The sequence below is a fragment of the Bradyrhizobium sp. LHD-71 genome (assembly GCF_031157255.1).
Classification (GTDB): Bacteria; Pseudomonadota; Alphaproteobacteria; order Rhizobiales; family Xanthobacteraceae; genus P52-10.
The window spans coordinates 195971-210375 of sequence record NZ_JAVIFX010000001.1 but is presented as its reverse complement, the minus strand read 5'-3'; the positions used below and the strand labels follow the sequence as shown (position 1 = coordinate 210375).

The window sequence follows — 14405 nt, the reverse complement described above, 5'->3', positions numbered from 1 at the left end:
GATCCTATCGATAGCGATCAGCGATTGGCTGGGCGACGGGCCCGATCCGCTCAGACCATCGAGCTCGGCCGGTAGAAGGGCTCGTGTGTGCGGGGGTCGATATAGTCGGCGTAGAATTTGCGCACATGCGGCAGCAGCGCCTTGGAGAGGTTGCGCCGCTCGACCTCGTCATCGGCCAAGGCCTTGGAAAGGTCGTCGTGCAGCGCCTTGAGTGCGCTGTCGCGGTCGATTTTGGTGAACTTGCCGTCGGCATAGATGACCTCCCCATCGCACATCACGGCGGTGACGCCGGAGCTCTTGGCGCGCTGAATGACGGCGTCGAGCAGCGGCGTCTCCTCGTCGAGATAGGGGTATGAGATCTGCTTCCAGTCGTGCAGCGAGAGATCGGCGGCCTTGCCGACTTCGAGCGTGCCGATCGAACCGCCGTAGGGGGTCGTTCTGGCGCCGCCAACTGTCGCCATGCGGAGCACCTGGGCCATGGTCGGAACGTCGAGATCGTCCATGCCCGGCACGCGGTGGGCGCGCAGCACGAGCCGCATCTCCTGCAGCATGTCGCGATCGTCGTTGAGGCCGGCTTCGTCGAGCCCGATGGCGGTGTTGATGCCCTTGGCCTCGAAGCGGTTGAGCGCGGCCACGCCCGAACGCAGGCGGAAGTTCGACGAGCAATTGTGACAGACGCAGGCGCCGGCCGCAGCCATCTTGTCGATGTCGTTCTCGTTGAGCCAGACGCCGTGGCCGAGCGTCAGGCGTGGGCTCAGCAGATCGAAGCGCTCGATATAGTCGACTGCGGTGCCGCCGCCGCGCCGCTTCGCATATTCCTTCTGGTAGGCCGTCTCGAGCAGATGCATGTGCAGCGGCACGTTGTATTTCTTCGAGGTCTCGGACAGCGCGGCGAGCGCCTTGTCCGAACACCAGTGCAGATTGGCGGGAGCGAGCTGGATCTTGACCCGCGACTTGTTCTGGTGGCGACCATGGAGGGAGGTGAAGAGGGCCATGCTCTCTTCGAGATTGGTCTTGAAGCGCCCGAAATAGCGCTTCATCGGCTCCTGCAGCTCCTTGGGCAGACTGGCGACGAAATCCTCGTCGGCCTGGTAGACGAGGCGGTTCTGGTCTCGCACCGCGTAGCAGTAGGAGACGCGCATGCCGATATCCTCGTAGGCGCGGATCACCTCGTTGGATTTGGCTTCGATGTCGGCCAGCGTGCCGGGCATCCAGCCATGGATATGCTGGACCGTGGTGATGCCCGAGCCGATCATCTCGAAGGCGGAATAGAGCGTATCGAGATAGAGGTCGAGGCTGCGGATCACGAGCCGGGTGATGAACCAGAGCTCGAGCGGCATGTCGGGTGAGCCGAGCTGGACCGGCGTCAGCCCGATATGATGATGGCCGTTGACGAAACCCGGAACGACGATTTCGTTGCCGGTGCCGACGACCGGCGCGGTCGGATATTTGCGCTTCAGGTCATCATAGGTGCCGATGGCGACGATGATGCCGTCTTCCTGCAGGAGCGCGCCGTCGTCGATCTGGTCCCAGGCGGTGCGGCCGTCGACTCCGGTGATCATGGTCTTGCTGCGGACGAGTGTCGTGGACATGCGCTGGCGTTCCTCGTGAAGGGTTATGGTCGGATCGGGAATCCGACCGAAGTGGTTGCTATCGATCTGAAGCTCAGGCCGTCTCTCGCAGAGCCTCCTGCTCGGCGAAGGCGCGGTCAACCTCGTCGCGCAGAAGCTCGGTGAGCTGCCTGCGCAAACCTTCCGCCTCGCGCGAGAACAGGTCGCGTGGCCGCGGCAGGTCATTCTGGACGATGGTCTTGATCCGCCCGGGCCGCGCCGTGAAGACGACCACCCGGTCGGCCAGGGCGACCGCTTCGTCGATATGATGCGTGACGAACAGAACCGAGGCGCCGCTGTCCTGCCAGACGTCGAGCAGGAAATCCTGCATCTTCTGGCGTGTCTGCACGTCGAGCGCTGCAAAGGGCTCATCCATCAGCAGCACTTTCGGCCGCATGGTCAGCGCGCGGGCGACGGCGACGCGCTGGCGCATGCCGCCGGACAGCTCGTCGGGACGCTTGTCCATGGCCTCGGCGAGGCCAACGCGCTGCAAGGCCTTGCGGGCGATATCCTTGCGCTCGTCCGCGCCCATGCCGCGGATGGAAAGGCCGAAGCTGACGTTCTGCCAGACCGTCAGCCAGGGAAACAGCGAGGTTTCCTGGAAGATGAGGCTGCGGTCAGGCGAAGGTGTCGAAACCCGCTCGTCGAACGAGCGGATTTCGCCGCCGGTCGTGTCCTCCAGTCCGGCGATCAGGTAGAGCAGGGTGCTCTTGCCGCAACCGGAAGGGCCGAGGAAGGCAACGAATTCGCCCGGCCTGATGTCGAGATCGATGTCGCGCAACGCCTCATGGGCACGTGGCGTGTCTTCGTTCCAGACCTTGGACACGCCACGGCAGGCGACGGCGTGGTTGGAGGAATGAAAATCCGCGGAAGAATGAGGTTTGATATCAGAGACCACGCAATCCTCCAGTCGCTTGCGGCACCCAGTAGAGAAGCCGTTTCTGCACCAGCCGCAGCAGCCAGTCGGACAGGAAGCCGAGCAGGCCGATCAGGGCGATCGTGAAGAAGACGAGCGAGGGGTTGAAGGTGTTGCGCGCCATGGTGATGACCTGGCCGAGCCCAAAACCGACGCCGGTGGATTCCGCGATCAGAACGACCATCCAGGCGCCGAACATGTTGAGCCTCAGCACCATCAGCAGGCCAGGCAGAATGGCCGGCACGATCACGCGCTTGTAGATCTGCCATTTGGTGGCGCCCATGGTGCGCGCCACGTTGATAAGGTTGCGGTTGACGCCGTCGATCTGGGTGATGGTCGAGAGCACCATGTGGAAGAAGAGTGCGACGACCACCATGAAGATCGCCGGCGCATTACCGATGCCGAAGACGAAGATCGCCACCGGCAGCCAGGCGATCGGAGAGACCGGTGACAGCAGCGTCACTGTGGGCAGGACGAGCTTTTCCACCAGCGCGAAATAGCGCACCAGCACGCCGAGCGTGATTGCGAGCACCGAGGCGATGATCAGCCCCGCGATGACGCGGCCCCCGGTGGCGCCGACCGTGATCATCACCGCCTGGAAGGGCGAAGGTCCGGCATTCGCAGCGACGCCGATCTGCCAGCGCGTCGCCGTGTTGAAGAACTTGGCCTGGTCGGCGAAGTTGCCGAGGAAGACATGGGGTGGCGGCAGGAGTTTCGGATCGGCCAAACCGACCAGCCAGAGCAGCTCCCACAGCCCGGCGAAGAGACCGATCGAAGCCATCGCCCAGCCAATGCGTGACAGGATTGGCGCGAGAGCCCGCATGCGCGCGGAGCGGCGTGGCGCCGGCGGCCGCAGACCGCTGGCCGTGCCTTTCGCAAGGCTTCGCGTGTCCGACGAAGAGACGACGATCGTCATCTCACGCCGCCTTGCGCTTGAGCTTGCCGTGAAGCTCCTTGTTCTCGGCAATGACCTGTTCGAGCAGGCTCCAATCGATGGCGTCCCGCGTCGGCTTCTTGGTGATGTAGCCCATCTCGACCAGGCTCTCGGTGCGTTCGAGGATGAAGTCGGTCTGGCTGCGGGCATCGACCACGGCCGGCTGCTTGCCCATGGCGAGGGCCGCGTTTTCCATCGAAGTCTTGTAGTAGGTGCCAACAACCTTCTTCAGCGTCTCTTCCTGCTGGGTCTCGCCCATGAGCTGGGCCTTCATCATGCCCTTGATGAGCGCCTTGAGACCGGCGGGGTTGTCCTGAATCAGGTTCGAACGGCAGGCGAGGACGCAGTCGGTGTAGCCCGCGCCGTAGATGTCGCGACCGTCGGAGAGCTTGTGGGAGCCCTTGACGTCGTTCAGCAATGCGGTGCCGTAGGGTTCGATGGTGCAGATCCAGTCGACCGCGCCGGCCTTGAACGCCTCCACCGCCTCTGGCGTCGAGCCCATATAGCGCACCGTGACATCCTTGAAAGCGACGCCGTGCTTTTTCAACCAGTCGTAGGGCATCACTTCCAGGGTATCGAGCTGGAAGGTCGCCAGCGTCTTGCCCTTCAGCTTCTCAGGGGAATCCAGGCCCGGCTGGGAAACGATGACGCAACCTTCGATGCCGCCGCCGGCCACGATCTTCACCGGCGCGCCGGCATTGAAGAGCGCCATGAAGCTCGTATAGGGCATCAAGCCGACATCGACCTGGCCGATGCCGAGAAAGGTGACCTGCTCGGCGAAGGTCGGCGTATTGATGAACTGCAACTCGACGCCGTCCTCCTTCGAGAACTGCATCGCGTGCGCCAAGAAAATGTTCATGTTGCAGAAGCCAGTGCCATGCGTCGACTTCAAGCCGCTCGCCGCCATGGCGGGCGACCCCAGCAATGCCGGGCCGACGGCGACGGTGAGCGCGGCTGCGCCGGCCGCCCTCAGGAAACGGCGCTTCGTGAAATCCAGCGCCTTAAAATTTGGCAGATGCATGCATCCGTGACGATCACACATGTCGGTTGTCTCCCTGGTTGCGACGGGGTGGCCATGGGGTGAGGGCGTCCGCAGCGCGCATCACCGGTAGTGGCTGGCGGCTTGCGGCTGGACGCGACTGCGATAATGAAAAGCACTCAGCCGAAATCGTGCGCACAAGACGCCGAGGTCCCGCAAAGCGAGCGCCACACGAACTTGATCTTCGCACCGACGCAGCCACGCCGGTGCCGCTGATGATCGGGATCATCGCAATCCCCCAACGGCTGAACGGCACGCCAACCAGAAGCGATCGCACGAGCGATGCTGCGCTGAGAAAATCTCAAGCAAGGCCCATGCCACCCGAACCTTCGAAGGCTTGCGCGGCTCGTGAAATGACGTGGATGCCAGGCGATGCCGCAAGCACAGCCGCCCGGCTTCAAAGCCAGCATGACGGGTATGGCCGCCTGTCGGCTTGACGGCCTGCCGTTTTGTTTGCGTGATGTGCCGAAAGAACAAGCTGCACTTGCACTTGGGAAGTCAGGAAACGCCATGCGCAATACTGAAGAGATCTGGTCGTTCGTCGACACGAAGAAGACGGCTTTCGAGAAGCTCGCCGACGATGTCTGGGCGGTGCCCGAGACATGCTTTGGCGAGTTCAAGTCGGTGGCCCTGCACAAGCAGGCGCTGGAGCGCGAGGGCTTTCGCGTCACTCAGAATTGCGGCGGTCTGCCGACAGCGGTGATGGGCGAAGCGGGGGAAGGCGGCCCGGTGATCGCCATTCTTGGCGAATTCGACGCGTTGCCCGGGCTCAGCCAGGAAGCCGGCGTCGCCGAGCGGCGGGAGATCGAGTCGGGTGGCGCGGGCCACGGCTGTGGGCACAACCTGCTCGGTGCCGGTGCAATGCTGGCCGCGACTGCCATCAAGGACTACCTCGCCAAGAACGGCCTCAAGGGCCGCGTGCGGTACTATGGCTGTCCGGCAGAAGAGGGCGGCTCCGGCAAGGCGTTCATGGTGCGCGAGGGTGCGTTCGACGACGTCGATATCGCGATTTCCTGGCACCCGGCGCCGTTCATGGCGCTGAATGTCGCGAACTCCCTGTCGATGATCCAGGCCGATTTCACCTTCGTCGGCCGTTCGTCGCATGCGGCGGCGGCACCGCATCTCGGCCGCAGCGCGCTCGATGCCGTGGAACTGATGAATATCGGTGTCAACTACATGCGCGAGCATGTGCCGAGCGACGCGCGCATTCACTATGCCATCATGGATTCCGGCGGCATCGCGCCGAATGTCGTACAGGCGCGCGCCAAAGTCCGTCACATGATGCGGGCGATCGAGCTGCCGACCATGTGGAACATTTTTGAGCGGGTGAAGAAGGTTGCCGAGGGCGCCGCGCTGATGACCGAGACGACGGTGACGTCTGAGGTTGTCAGCGCGATGAGCAACCTGCTCGGCAATTCGCCGCTGGAGAAGGCGATGCAGGCGAACCTGCAGCATCTCGGGCCGGTGTCGTTCGACGACAAGGACCGCGCATTCGCCAAACAGATGCGGGCGACGTTCCAGGACGAGGATATCGCCACCGCCCACAGACGCTTCGGGGTGCAGCCGTCCGACGCGGTGCTCGGCGAGCAGGTGGTGCCGGCAGATTCCCCGCGCGCACAGCTTCGCGGTTCCACCGACGTTGGCGACGTGAGCTGGGTGGTGCCGACCGTGCAGGCCTACGGCTCGACCTATGCCATCGGCACGCCGCCGCATTCGTGGCAGATGGCCGCGCAGGGCAAGGCTGCGGCCGCGCACAAAGGCATGGCGCATGCCGCGAAGGCGATGGCCGCGACCGCGCTGGACTGCCTGCGCGATCCGGCGCTGCTGTCGGAGGCGAAAGCCGATTTCATCCAGCGGACGAAAACATTCGCTTATAAATCGCCGTTGCCGGGCGAAACCAAGCCTCCGGTTCTGCACCAGGCGGCGGAGTAATCGAACGGTGGAAGTTTCAGTGACGCCTGACGGATCGTTGCCGGACCGAGAACGATGGCTGCGCCAGACGGCGATGACCGATCCAGGCAGCGGAGCCTCTTCGCTTGACGGGCTGCCGGATGACATCGCCGGGCTTTGCAGGGTCGTCCAGGGTGCCCTTATCCATACGTCATGGATATCGGCTTACGATTTGACGCAGAGCGACCTTGCCAGCGCATCTCGACAAACGCTGCCGCTTTCAGACCGTCTGCGTCGGCTCGCAGCCACCGCCTCGGAACCGCTCGGGCGCCAGCGATCGCCGAAGGCACGCTTGCCGGGCACCTGCCGTGACTTTGCGGTGATGCTCTGCGGTCTGCTCCGGCACAAAGGCATTCTGGCCCGCGTGCGCTGCGGATTTGCCGCCTATTTCTACGAGAGGCGCTGGGAGGACCACTGGATCTGCCAAGCTTGGATGCCGAGGGAGCGCCGCTGGCGAAGGATCGACGCGCAACTGGACGATGTATTGACCAAGCATCTGCAGATCGATTTCGACGTGACGGATATTGCGGAAGACATGTTCATCAGCGCCGGCGAAGCGTGGCGCCGGTGCCGTTTGGGGCAGGACGACCCGAACATGTTCGGCCACGGGACAATCGGCGGCCTGTGGTTCGTTCGCGTCAATGTCATACGCGATCACTATGCCCTGAACGGGGCCGAGGTATCAGACTGGGATACCTGGCGCGATGCTGTTGCTCGGCATCAGCAGCTGAGTGACGACGAGCAGCGAGAGGCTGACGCGATCGCTGCGCATCCCGCACAGCCGCTCAGGCGCGGCATCCCGCCTTGGATCGCATCTTGAGGGCGACGTAACCGTCAATCACGCGTCGAGTCCGACACCTCGATTTTTCCTGCGCGGCTGTGCGCGATGTAGCCGCGCCATCGTGTGAACTCAGCGCTTCGTCACGCGTTGAAGAAATTCAACCAACGCTCTGCGGTCCTCCGCAGAGGAGATCACCTGCTCAGGCATCTTGGTTCCGGGCGTGTAGGTCGAAGGCCCCACCTCGAACAGCTTCGACACCGTTTCCGGCGTCCAGATGATGTCGAGCTTCTTGAGCGGCTCAGAGAAGTTGTAGCCAGGTAAGGTCGCGATCCGCCGTCCGAAAACGCCGGCAAGCGTCGGACCGGCCCTGTTGCCCTGGTCGGGTGCCAGCGTGTGACAGGCGATGCAGGCGCGGAAGATTTCTGCGCCCCGATCGCCCGCATGCGCCGCGAGCGGATCGGCCGAACCTTGCTGAACGGTTGCGCCAAGCGGTTCACCGGTGAGCGCATTCCAGCGGCGGATCAATGCGTCGGTGCCTCCGGTGAGCAGCGTCACGTTGTCGGGCAGGAATGCAAGCGACCAGAGCGGACGATCCGCGCCGACCAGCCTGCGCGCCAGGGTGCGCGACTTGCGCTCGACGATTGCCACGGATCCACGAATATCGGCGGCAGCGATCATCGCGCCATCATGCGACAATGCGATCGTCACCACGGGGGCCGGCCCAAGTGCAACCTCGCCATTCACTTCGCCCGCGCGCGTCAGGAAATGGACCTTTCCGTCGGCGCCTGCGGCTGCAATCTCGCCGTCATCGGCAACGGTCACGGCGTTGAGCGGCGCCGGCAGCGTGACGATGGACGGCGCGCGTCCGTCAAGCGGCCAGATGCGGACCGTCAGATCGTAGCTTGCCGTGACCAGTGCGCCACCTTCGGCGGTGAAGGCTATGCCGTTGACGTTCTGCGTATGCCCTTCAAGCACGCGCGGCGCGCCGCCGGCGACCGGCCACAGCCGCACGGTATGATCCCATGACGCAGAGGCCAGTGTCGCGCCGTCGGGCGAGAGCGCGATCGCGGCGACCGGCGCGGTGTGGCCTTCCAGCACCTTGTCAGGCTGCGCCCTGCCGGGGCTCCAGATGGCGATCCGACCGTCCGCGCCGGCGGTTGCGGCGCGTCCGTCCTTGAACAGGGCGGTGGCATTCACCGCATCGTCGTGAAAGCGGAGCACCTGCTCGGCGGCCTCGCGCGTGAGCGACCAGCGGATCGCGCTGCCGTCGAAGCTGCCGGACAGCAGCGTCGTCCCATCCTTGGAAATTGTCAGCGCCCGGACCGGGCCGCCGTGGCCGCGAAGCTGGGCCGGCGCAGCATTGGTCCCGAGCCACAGCGCCAAGGCTGCAAGAGCCGGCAGACTGCAGAGATCCCAGCTGCGCGGACCAGCATGCAACACCGCCAGGCTCCATTACCCTTGCCGTCGGCCTCCATCGAAGCATGAACGCGGCCGCCGTTAAAGCGCCGCGGCATGCGAACCGCGATAACGTTTCTGTAGGTGGCGGCCTATTGCAGTCCGAGAAGAGCTGCATGTCGCAATCTGCATCGGCTCGATCTTGACGGCGGGCGGTTCCGCCTGCGTCATGCCGATGTGACGCATATGGATAAAGCCGAATCGCCGTGGTCGAGTTCGCAGCACGCCTTCGGCAAAGGCGTGCTGGCGGCGTTCAAAACGATACTGACCTACACGCTGTTTGCGACCTATCTCGGCGTCGGCGCGCTGGCGCATGACCTGAATTTCAGCCCGCTCTGGGCCATTCTGGCCACCGCGCTGGTGTGGGCGGCGCCTGCACAGATGATCCTTTTGACCGCCCTCGGCAGCGGCGGCACCGCGGTGCAGGCCGCTGTCGCAGTCTCCCTCAGCGCGATCCGGCTGCTGCCGATGGTGGTGGCGCTGCTGCCGATGCTGCGCGGTCCGAACACGAAGTCCTGGCACCTGATCCTGCCTACGCACTTCGTCGCGGTGACGGTCTGGGTGGAGAGCATGCGGCTGGTGCCGTCGGTGCCGCGCGAACGTCGGATCGCCTTCGTCAATGGGCTCGGCATCGGCGTGCTCGGCGCGACGACTGTCTCGACATTGGTCGGTTACAATCTTGCGGCGATACTACCGCCGCTGTTCGGCGCCGCGGTGCTGTTCCTGACGCCGATCAGCTTCCTTCTGACGACGGCGAGCAACAGCAGGATGCTGATGGACCGGCTTGCCCTTGCGCTTGGCATTGTCTTCCTGCCGCTGGCGACCCTGCTTAACACCGGTGTCGATATGCTGATCGCCGGCGTGGCGGCCGGCACGATCGCCTACGCGGTGCACCGCCTGCGAGCAAGCCGGTGAGCAGCTTCATCGGCGACTGGCATGCGTTGTGGATGCTGTTGATCGTCGGCGTTTTGCCGAACGAGATCTGGCGGGTGTTCGGTTTCCTTGCCGGTCGCAAGATCGACGAAGGCGCCGAAATCCTGGTCTGGGTGCGCGCAGTTGCGACTGCGATCATCGGCTGCGTCATCATGCAGGTGCTGATCGTGCCGCCGGGCGCGCTTGCGAGTGTGCCGACACCGGTGCGTTTTTCGGCTTTCATCGCCGGTTTTGTGATCTATCTTCTGGTTCGTCGCTCGGTGCTCGCCGGCGTCATCGGTGCGGAACTGGTATTGCTCGGCGGCAAATGGTGGTTGACCTAGCTGACGCAAGGAGTTGCACGATGGCCGACATCAATGAAATCCGCGCCGGCGAGATCGCGGTATCGCCGCCGGCCGCCGGTGACGCCGGCCTGGAGTTTATCGGCCGGATGCACACGCCCTGGACCAGCCGCGCCGAGACGCCGCGGCAGGGACGCGATGACGGCCCCATTTGCCGCATCGAAGTGTTCGACAAATGGGCGCCGGCCCTGAAGGGGCTCGACGCATTTGAGACAATTTTTGTGATCTACTGGTTGCATCAGTCGCGCCGCGACCTCGTGACTCAAAGCCCGAGAAGCAATGGAACGACGCTAGGCACCTTCGCGCTACGCTCGCCAGTACGCCCCAATCCGCTGGGACTGTCGCAGGTCAAACTGGTCGGCATCGAAGGCAATATCGTCTCGGTCCGCGGGCTCGATTGCCTGGATGGCACCCCCTTGATCGACATCAAGCCGGATCGCTGCCCTCATTCCGGATGACGACGGCTGACGGGACAGCCGATATCGGCTACGCTGGAACCCCGTCCAGCCCGCGGAGGCCCACATGGCGCGCATCACGACTGTCGAGCAGTTGAGGCAAGTGCTCCCCGAGCCACGCGCGACGACCAGGCTCAAGATTCTGCCGGAGCTCGACGAGCAGGCAAGAGAGTTCGTTGAAACCAGTCCGTTCGTGTTTCTGGCAACGGCTGACAAGGCTGGAGCGGTCGAAGTGTCGCCCAAGGGCGATGAGCCGGGCTTCGTCAAGATCGAGAACGCCAAGACGCTGCTGATGCCGGAGCGCGCGGGCAACAATCTCGCCTTCGGCCTGCAAAACATCCTTGCCATGGGAAGCGTCGGCCTGATTTTCGTGCGCCCGCGCACCGGAGAAACCTTGCGCGTCTCGGGGCGGGCGGAGGTCTTCGATGATACCGAGCTGCTGCAGCGGCTCGGGTCGGAGAAGCGGCCGGCGCTGCTGGCGATCCGCATCCACATCGAAAGATGCTTCTTTCACTGCGCACGCGCGTTCTTGCGGGCGCGGCTCTGGGAACCAGACTCGTGGGGAGAGGCCAGACGCATCTCGTTCGGCAAGGTGATTGCACCGAGGATGGATGGCGACCAGACAGCTGAAAAGCAGATCGACGACAGAGTTGCCGCGAGCTACACGACGCGGCTCTGGAGTAACACGTAGACCGCGTCAGGGTGACGACGAGGCCGAGCCGAAGCGCCGCGTCGTCCACCATTTCGGTCCCCAGTCGTCCTGCAGCTTATGGACGACATAAGAGGCGGTGACTGCAACCAACCCCGTTACCAGCATCGCGACAACGACCATGCCGCCCTGGACGTGGAGGATGCGGACGAACAGGAAGTTCATCACCACGGCCGCCACCGGTACGTGCAGCAGGTAGAGAGGGAACGACCAGGCGCCCACCGGCGTGAGTGTAGGATTGCGCAGGAAGCTGTTGGCGTTGTTCAGTTCCGCGCCTGCGAGCAGGGCAACCAGACCGACCTGGAGCACGGCATAGGGTATCAAAGGATCCATGCCGATCATCATTCCGGCAAGCGACGCAACGAACACCACATAAGCGGGAAGGAAACTCGTGACGCGGTCCCTGATCGCCGGCAGGCATTCGGCGATCAGCATGCCGGCGAGAAATGTCGGGATGCCGCGCAGGACACCCAAATCGTAGGTGAGCGTGGTCCAGTGCGGAAGGCCGGCCAGTCGGTAAGCCACTTCATAGATGAGCACGGCAGCAATGATGATGACGGCGAGCGTCCATGCACCTGCCTTTCGCACGAGAAAATGGAGCGGCGCATAGGCGATATACATGACGAACAGCGCGCTCAGGAACCACGATGGGTAATTCATGCAGCGCTGGTCGAGCGTACCCAGTGCATGGGTCAACGTCACCGTCGGGATGACGCATTCCCATGTGGAACGCGTACCACCGAGACCGCCCATGCGCTCCGTCATCACGATGATGGCGATGTAGAACAGGCAGGTGGCAAAATGGAGCGGATAGAGCTTCCAGAATCTCTTCTTGACCAACGGGCCGGCAGCGACGCTGTCCTTGTTCAAGTTGACATAATGCAGCAGGAAGCCCGAGCAGCAGAAAAAATAGTCGCTGAATGTCACCCGTCCCAACACCGTCGCGACGTCGGGGAAGTAAGGCTCCAGAAAATAAGAATAGTGCCGCACCATGATGCAGACGCTGGCGAAGAATTGAACAACGGATATCGTAACCAGTCGCTTCCTGTTCAATTCATTTCGCATGTTCGGGTCCGTCGTGAAAACCTTGCGGAAACGCCAGAGCGGCAGACGTGCTCTGGCGCGGTGTAGCCTCGTTAAGCGGTTCAGATGTGAGTTTTTGATGACGATATGATGCAAGACCGTCATCGTCCTGGAACACTTGGAGTCAAGGGCTGAGATGCAACTCGGTGCGAGAGGCTGTCGCACTCCGCGCATTCATGCGCGAGGTCGTCGATGCGGCGGCAGGAGGCTCACCGGCGACGGGCCGAGAGCCTTTCATCAACTTTTCAGCGCCGCGATCATCCGCGTGGCATGATCCTCCAGCACCTTCATATCTTCCTTGCGGCTTGCCGCTGGCAAAAGAGCCACGCCGTCGTGACGCGGCATCACATGCATATGCAGATGGAAGACCACCTGGCCGCCGGCGCGTTCGTTGAACTGCTGGACCGTGACGCCATCGGCGGCAAACGCCTTCTTGCCGGCCGCTGCGATCTTGTGCGCTGTGCGGGAGACGGCGGCAAAATCATCCGGAGTGATGTCGAAGATGTTTCGCGCCGGCGCCTTCGGAATCACCAGTGCATGGCCTGGGCAGCGCGGCATGATGTCGAGAAATACGAAGGTCTTGTCGTCCTCGTAAATCTTGAAGGCAGGCAGTTCGCCGCGCAGGATCTTGGCGAAGATGTTGTCGTTATCGTAAGCGGTCATCGTGTCCTCGAAGTGGCCGTGAGTGCCAGGTTTTCAATTACCAGGCCGGATGTGACAGTGCAGATTGTCATGCCTCGTCGCTGCTGTCGGTGGCCTTCCGGAACGGCGCATACTCTGTCAGCTCGTCCACCGCATGCGACACATATTGCCGCTCGCGCTTGAGATAGCCGGCGACGGCATGCCGGAACCCCGGGTCGGGGATGTAATGTGCCGAGAACGTCTCCGTCGGCAGATAACCTCGCGCCAGCTTGTGCTCGCCCTGGGCACCGGCCTCGACGCGTTTCAGGCCGCGTCGGATCGCAAACTCGATGGCCTGATAGTAGCAGACTTCGAAATGCAGGAACGGGTGGTGCTCGATCGCGCCCCAATGGCGACCGAACAGCGTCTCCGAGCCGATGAAGTTGATTGCACCTGCAATCCAGCGACCATTGCGCCTCGCCATCACCAGCAGAATGTCGTCAGGCATCGACTCGGCGACGCGCGAATAGAACTCACGGGTGAGATATGGCGAGCCCCATTTGCGTGAGCCGGTCTCCATGTAGAACCTGAAGAAGGCGTCGAAGGCGGCTTCGTTCAGATCCTTGCCGGTCAGATGCTCGATGGTGATGCCGTTCGCGACGGCTTCGCGCCGCTCGCGCTTGACCTGCTTACGATGGCGCGAGTTGAGGGCACCAAGGAAATCCTCAAAGCTGCAATAGCCTTGGTTCTCCCAATGGAATTGCTTGTCGGTTCGTTGCAGGAAGCCGTTCTTCGCCAACAGTTCCCACTCGTCCTTTCGTGTGAACGTGACGTGGACGGACGAGGCCTTCACGGTCCGGCACAGGGCCATCAGGCCTTTTGCGAGCAGATCGCGGACCGCGGTCGTGTCGGCAGCACCCTCGCGGACGAGCAGGCGAGGGCCACTCGCCGGCGTGAACGGCACGGAGACCTGCAGCTTCGGATAGTAGCGCCCGCCGGCGCGCTCATACGCGTCGGCCCAGCCGTGATCGAACACATACTCACCGCGCGAATGCGATTTCAGGTAGCACGGCACCACGCCGACGATGTCGCTGCCGCGTCTGGCGATCAGGTGCTGGGGCCCCCAACCGGTGCGCGGACAGGCCGAGCGGGAGGCCTCCAGCGCATGATAGAACGCGTGCCGGACAAAAGGATTGTACCGTTCTCTGGCGGTGCAGGGTGAACCGCCGGCCGAAATATTCGCATCGGTGCCGACCGCCGGATTGGCGCAGGCATCCCAGGCCTCCGCCGGGATGTCGTCGATCGAGGGAACCGCCTGAAATTCGATTTGGGAAGGGGGCATAGGGACCGGAGATTGTCCGCGGATGCCCTAAGATTAGCAGATAAGGGGGCGCGAATGCCACGTGGCGGCAGTGTCCTGTTTCCGATCGCTCGCTCACTTCGCCGCGAGTCGTTCGCGCGAACGAGCAACAAAGAACGCTCGCAACTTTATGATTCTAGTGTGGTTTTTGCTTCTGGAGTTCCGACGAACGGGCTTGCGGCAAGAGTGATCGGAATGTCAGAAACACCGCACCAGCA

The 14405-nt window shown here is 63.1% G+C and carries 14 protein-coding genes; 6 read left to right on the top strand and 8 right to left on the bottom strand.

The window, feature by feature from the left end; genetic code table 11:
• Positions 1 to 50 precede the first annotated feature (50 nt).
• The 4 genes from RCO31_RS01040 to RCO31_RS01025 all read right to left on the bottom strand — a co-directional run bounded on the left by RCO31_RS01040 (position 51) and on the right by RCO31_RS01025 (position 4502).
• Positions 51 to 1592, bottom strand: coding sequence for an amidohydrolase family protein (locus tag RCO31_RS01040; RefSeq protein WP_308966313.1), 1542 nt, complete (start codon positions 1590 to 1592; stop codon positions 51 to 53).
• A 73-nt stretch (positions 1593 to 1665) separates the two neighbouring features.
• Positions 1666 to 2508, bottom strand: a complete 843-nt coding sequence (locus RCO31_RS01035) for an ABC transporter ATP-binding protein (RefSeq protein WP_308966312.1) — start codon at positions 2506 to 2508, stop codon at positions 1666 to 1668.
• Positions 2498 to 3442 carry an ABC transporter permease gene (locus RCO31_RS01030; RefSeq protein WP_308966310.1) on the bottom strand — a complete coding sequence of 315 codons (945 nt, stop codon included), beginning with the start codon at positions 3440 to 3442 and terminating at the stop codon, positions 2498 to 2500. Before RCO31_RS01030 ends, RCO31_RS01035 begins: the two co-directional genes overlap by 11 nt.
• Position 3443: 1 nt before the next feature.
• On the bottom strand, positions 3444 to 4502 hold the full coding sequence (locus tag RCO31_RS01025) for an ABC transporter substrate-binding protein (protein WP_308966309.1): 1059 nt from the start codon (positions 4500 to 4502) through the stop codon (positions 3444 to 3446).
• A 507-nt stretch (positions 4503 to 5009) separates the two neighbouring features.
• Between RCO31_RS01025 and RCO31_RS01020 the strand changes: the two genes are divergently transcribed.
• Both RCO31_RS01020 and RCO31_RS01015 read left to right on the top strand, forming a co-directional pair.
• A complete protein-coding gene (locus RCO31_RS01020) occupies positions 5010 to 6431 on the top strand; it encodes a M20 family metallopeptidase (RefSeq protein ID WP_308966308.1) in 1422 nt (473 codons plus the stop codon).
• Positions 6432 to 6450: 19 nt separating this feature from the next.
• Positions 6451 to 7269 (top strand): transglutaminase domain-containing protein, encoded by an 819-nt coding sequence (locus tag RCO31_RS01015; protein ID WP_308966307.1) that lies wholly within the window; start codon positions 6451 to 6453, stop codon positions 7267 to 7269.
• A 90-nt stretch (positions 7270 to 7359) separates the two neighbouring features.
• Here the strand turns inward: RCO31_RS01015 and RCO31_RS01010 are convergent, their stop codons facing one another.
• Positions 7360 to 8631 carry a c-type cytochrome gene (locus tag RCO31_RS01010; RefSeq protein ID WP_308966382.1) on the bottom strand — a complete coding sequence of 424 codons (1272 nt, stop codon included), beginning with the start codon at positions 8629 to 8631 and terminating at the stop codon, positions 7360 to 7362.
• A gap of 240 nt (positions 8632 to 8871) precedes the next feature.
• Between RCO31_RS01010 and RCO31_RS01005 the strand changes: the two genes are divergently transcribed.
• The 4 genes from RCO31_RS01005 (at position 8872) to RCO31_RS00990 (ending at position 11105) form a co-directional block, all read left to right on the top strand.
• Entirely contained in the window at positions 8872 to 9600 is a 729-nt protein-coding gene (locus RCO31_RS01005) for an AzlC family ABC transporter permease (RefSeq protein WP_308966306.1), read from the top strand.
• The gene (locus RCO31_RS01000) at positions 9597 to 9941 is read left to right on the top strand and encodes an AzlD domain-containing protein (RefSeq protein WP_308966305.1); all 345 of its coding nucleotides are present in this window, start codon (positions 9597 to 9599) and stop codon (positions 9939 to 9941) included. The genes RCO31_RS01005 and RCO31_RS01000 overlap by 4 nt, the downstream gene beginning before the upstream one ends.
• Positions 9942 to 9961: 20 nt before the next feature.
• A complete protein-coding gene (gene tsaA, locus RCO31_RS00995; protein ID WP_308966303.1) occupies positions 9962 to 10417 on the top strand; it encodes a tRNA (N6-threonylcarbamoyladenosine(37)-N6)-methyltransferase TrmO in 456 nt (151 codons plus the stop codon).
• Positions 10418 to 10481: 64 nt separating this feature from the next.
• Positions 10482 to 11105: an MSMEG_1061 family FMN-dependent PPOX-type flavoprotein gene (locus tag RCO31_RS00990; protein ID WP_308966302.1), complete on the top strand. Its 624-nt coding sequence runs from the start codon at positions 10482 to 10484 to the stop codon at positions 11103 to 11105.
• A gap of 6 nt (positions 11106 to 11111) precedes the next feature.
• Here the strand turns inward: RCO31_RS00990 and RCO31_RS00985 are convergent, their stop codons facing one another.
• The 3 genes from RCO31_RS00985 to RCO31_RS00975 all read right to left on the bottom strand — a co-directional run bounded on the left by RCO31_RS00985 (position 11112) and on the right by RCO31_RS00975 (position 14169).
• On the bottom strand, positions 11112 to 12188 hold the full coding sequence (locus RCO31_RS00985; RefSeq protein WP_308966301.1) for an acyltransferase: 1077 nt from the start codon (positions 12186 to 12188) through the stop codon (positions 11112 to 11114).
• Between the two features lie 255 nt (positions 12189 to 12443).
• Entirely contained in the window at positions 12444 to 12869 is a 426-nt protein-coding gene (locus RCO31_RS00980; protein ID WP_308966300.1) for an HIT domain-containing protein, read from the bottom strand.
• Positions 12870 to 12936: 67 nt separating this feature from the next.
• Positions 12937 to 14169 (bottom strand): GNAT family N-acetyltransferase, encoded by a 1233-nt coding sequence (locus RCO31_RS00975; RefSeq protein ID WP_308966299.1) that lies wholly within the window; start codon positions 14167 to 14169, stop codon positions 12937 to 12939.
• Between the last annotated feature and the right edge of the window lie 236 nt (positions 14170 to 14405).

Excerpts from the sequence above, each read along its gene's own strand:
- RCO31_RS00980 (WP_308966300.1), bottom strand. The coding sequence starts at position 12,869 with ATGACCGCTTACGATAACGACAACATCTTCGCCAAGATCCTGCGCGGC.
- tsaA (WP_308966303.1), top strand. The coding sequence starts at position 9,962 with ATGGCCGACATCAATGAAATCCGCGCCGGCGAGATCGCGGTATCGCCG.
- RCO31_RS00990 (WP_308966302.1), top strand. The coding sequence starts at position 10,482 with ATGGCGCGCATCACGACTGTCGAGCAGTTGAGGCAAGTGCTCCCCGAG.
- RCO31_RS01020 (WP_308966308.1), top strand. The coding sequence starts at position 5,010 with ATGCGCAATACTGAAGAGATCTGGTCGTTCGTCGACACGAAGAAGACG.
- RCO31_RS01040 (WP_308966313.1), bottom strand. The coding sequence starts at position 1,592 with ATGTCCACGACACTCGTCCGCAGCAAGACCATGATCACCGGAGTCGAC.
- RCO31_RS01030 (WP_308966310.1), bottom strand. The coding sequence starts at position 3,442 with ATGACGATCGTCGTCTCTTCGTCGGACACGCGAAGCCTTGCGAAAGGC.
- RCO31_RS00985 (WP_308966301.1), bottom strand. The coding sequence starts at position 12,188 with ATGCGAAATGAATTGAACAGGAAGCGACTGGTTACGATATCCGTTGTT.
- RCO31_RS01005 (WP_308966306.1), top strand. The coding sequence starts at position 8,872 with ATGGATAAAGCCGAATCGCCGTGGTCGAGTTCGCAGCACGCCTTCGGC.
- RCO31_RS01025 (WP_308966309.1), bottom strand. The coding sequence starts at position 4,502 with ATGTGTGATCGTCACGGATGCATGCATCTGCCAAATTTTAAGGCGCTG.
- RCO31_RS00975 (WP_308966299.1), bottom strand. The coding sequence starts at position 14,169 with ATGCCCCCTTCCCAAATCGAATTTCAGGCGGTTCCCTCGATCGACGAC.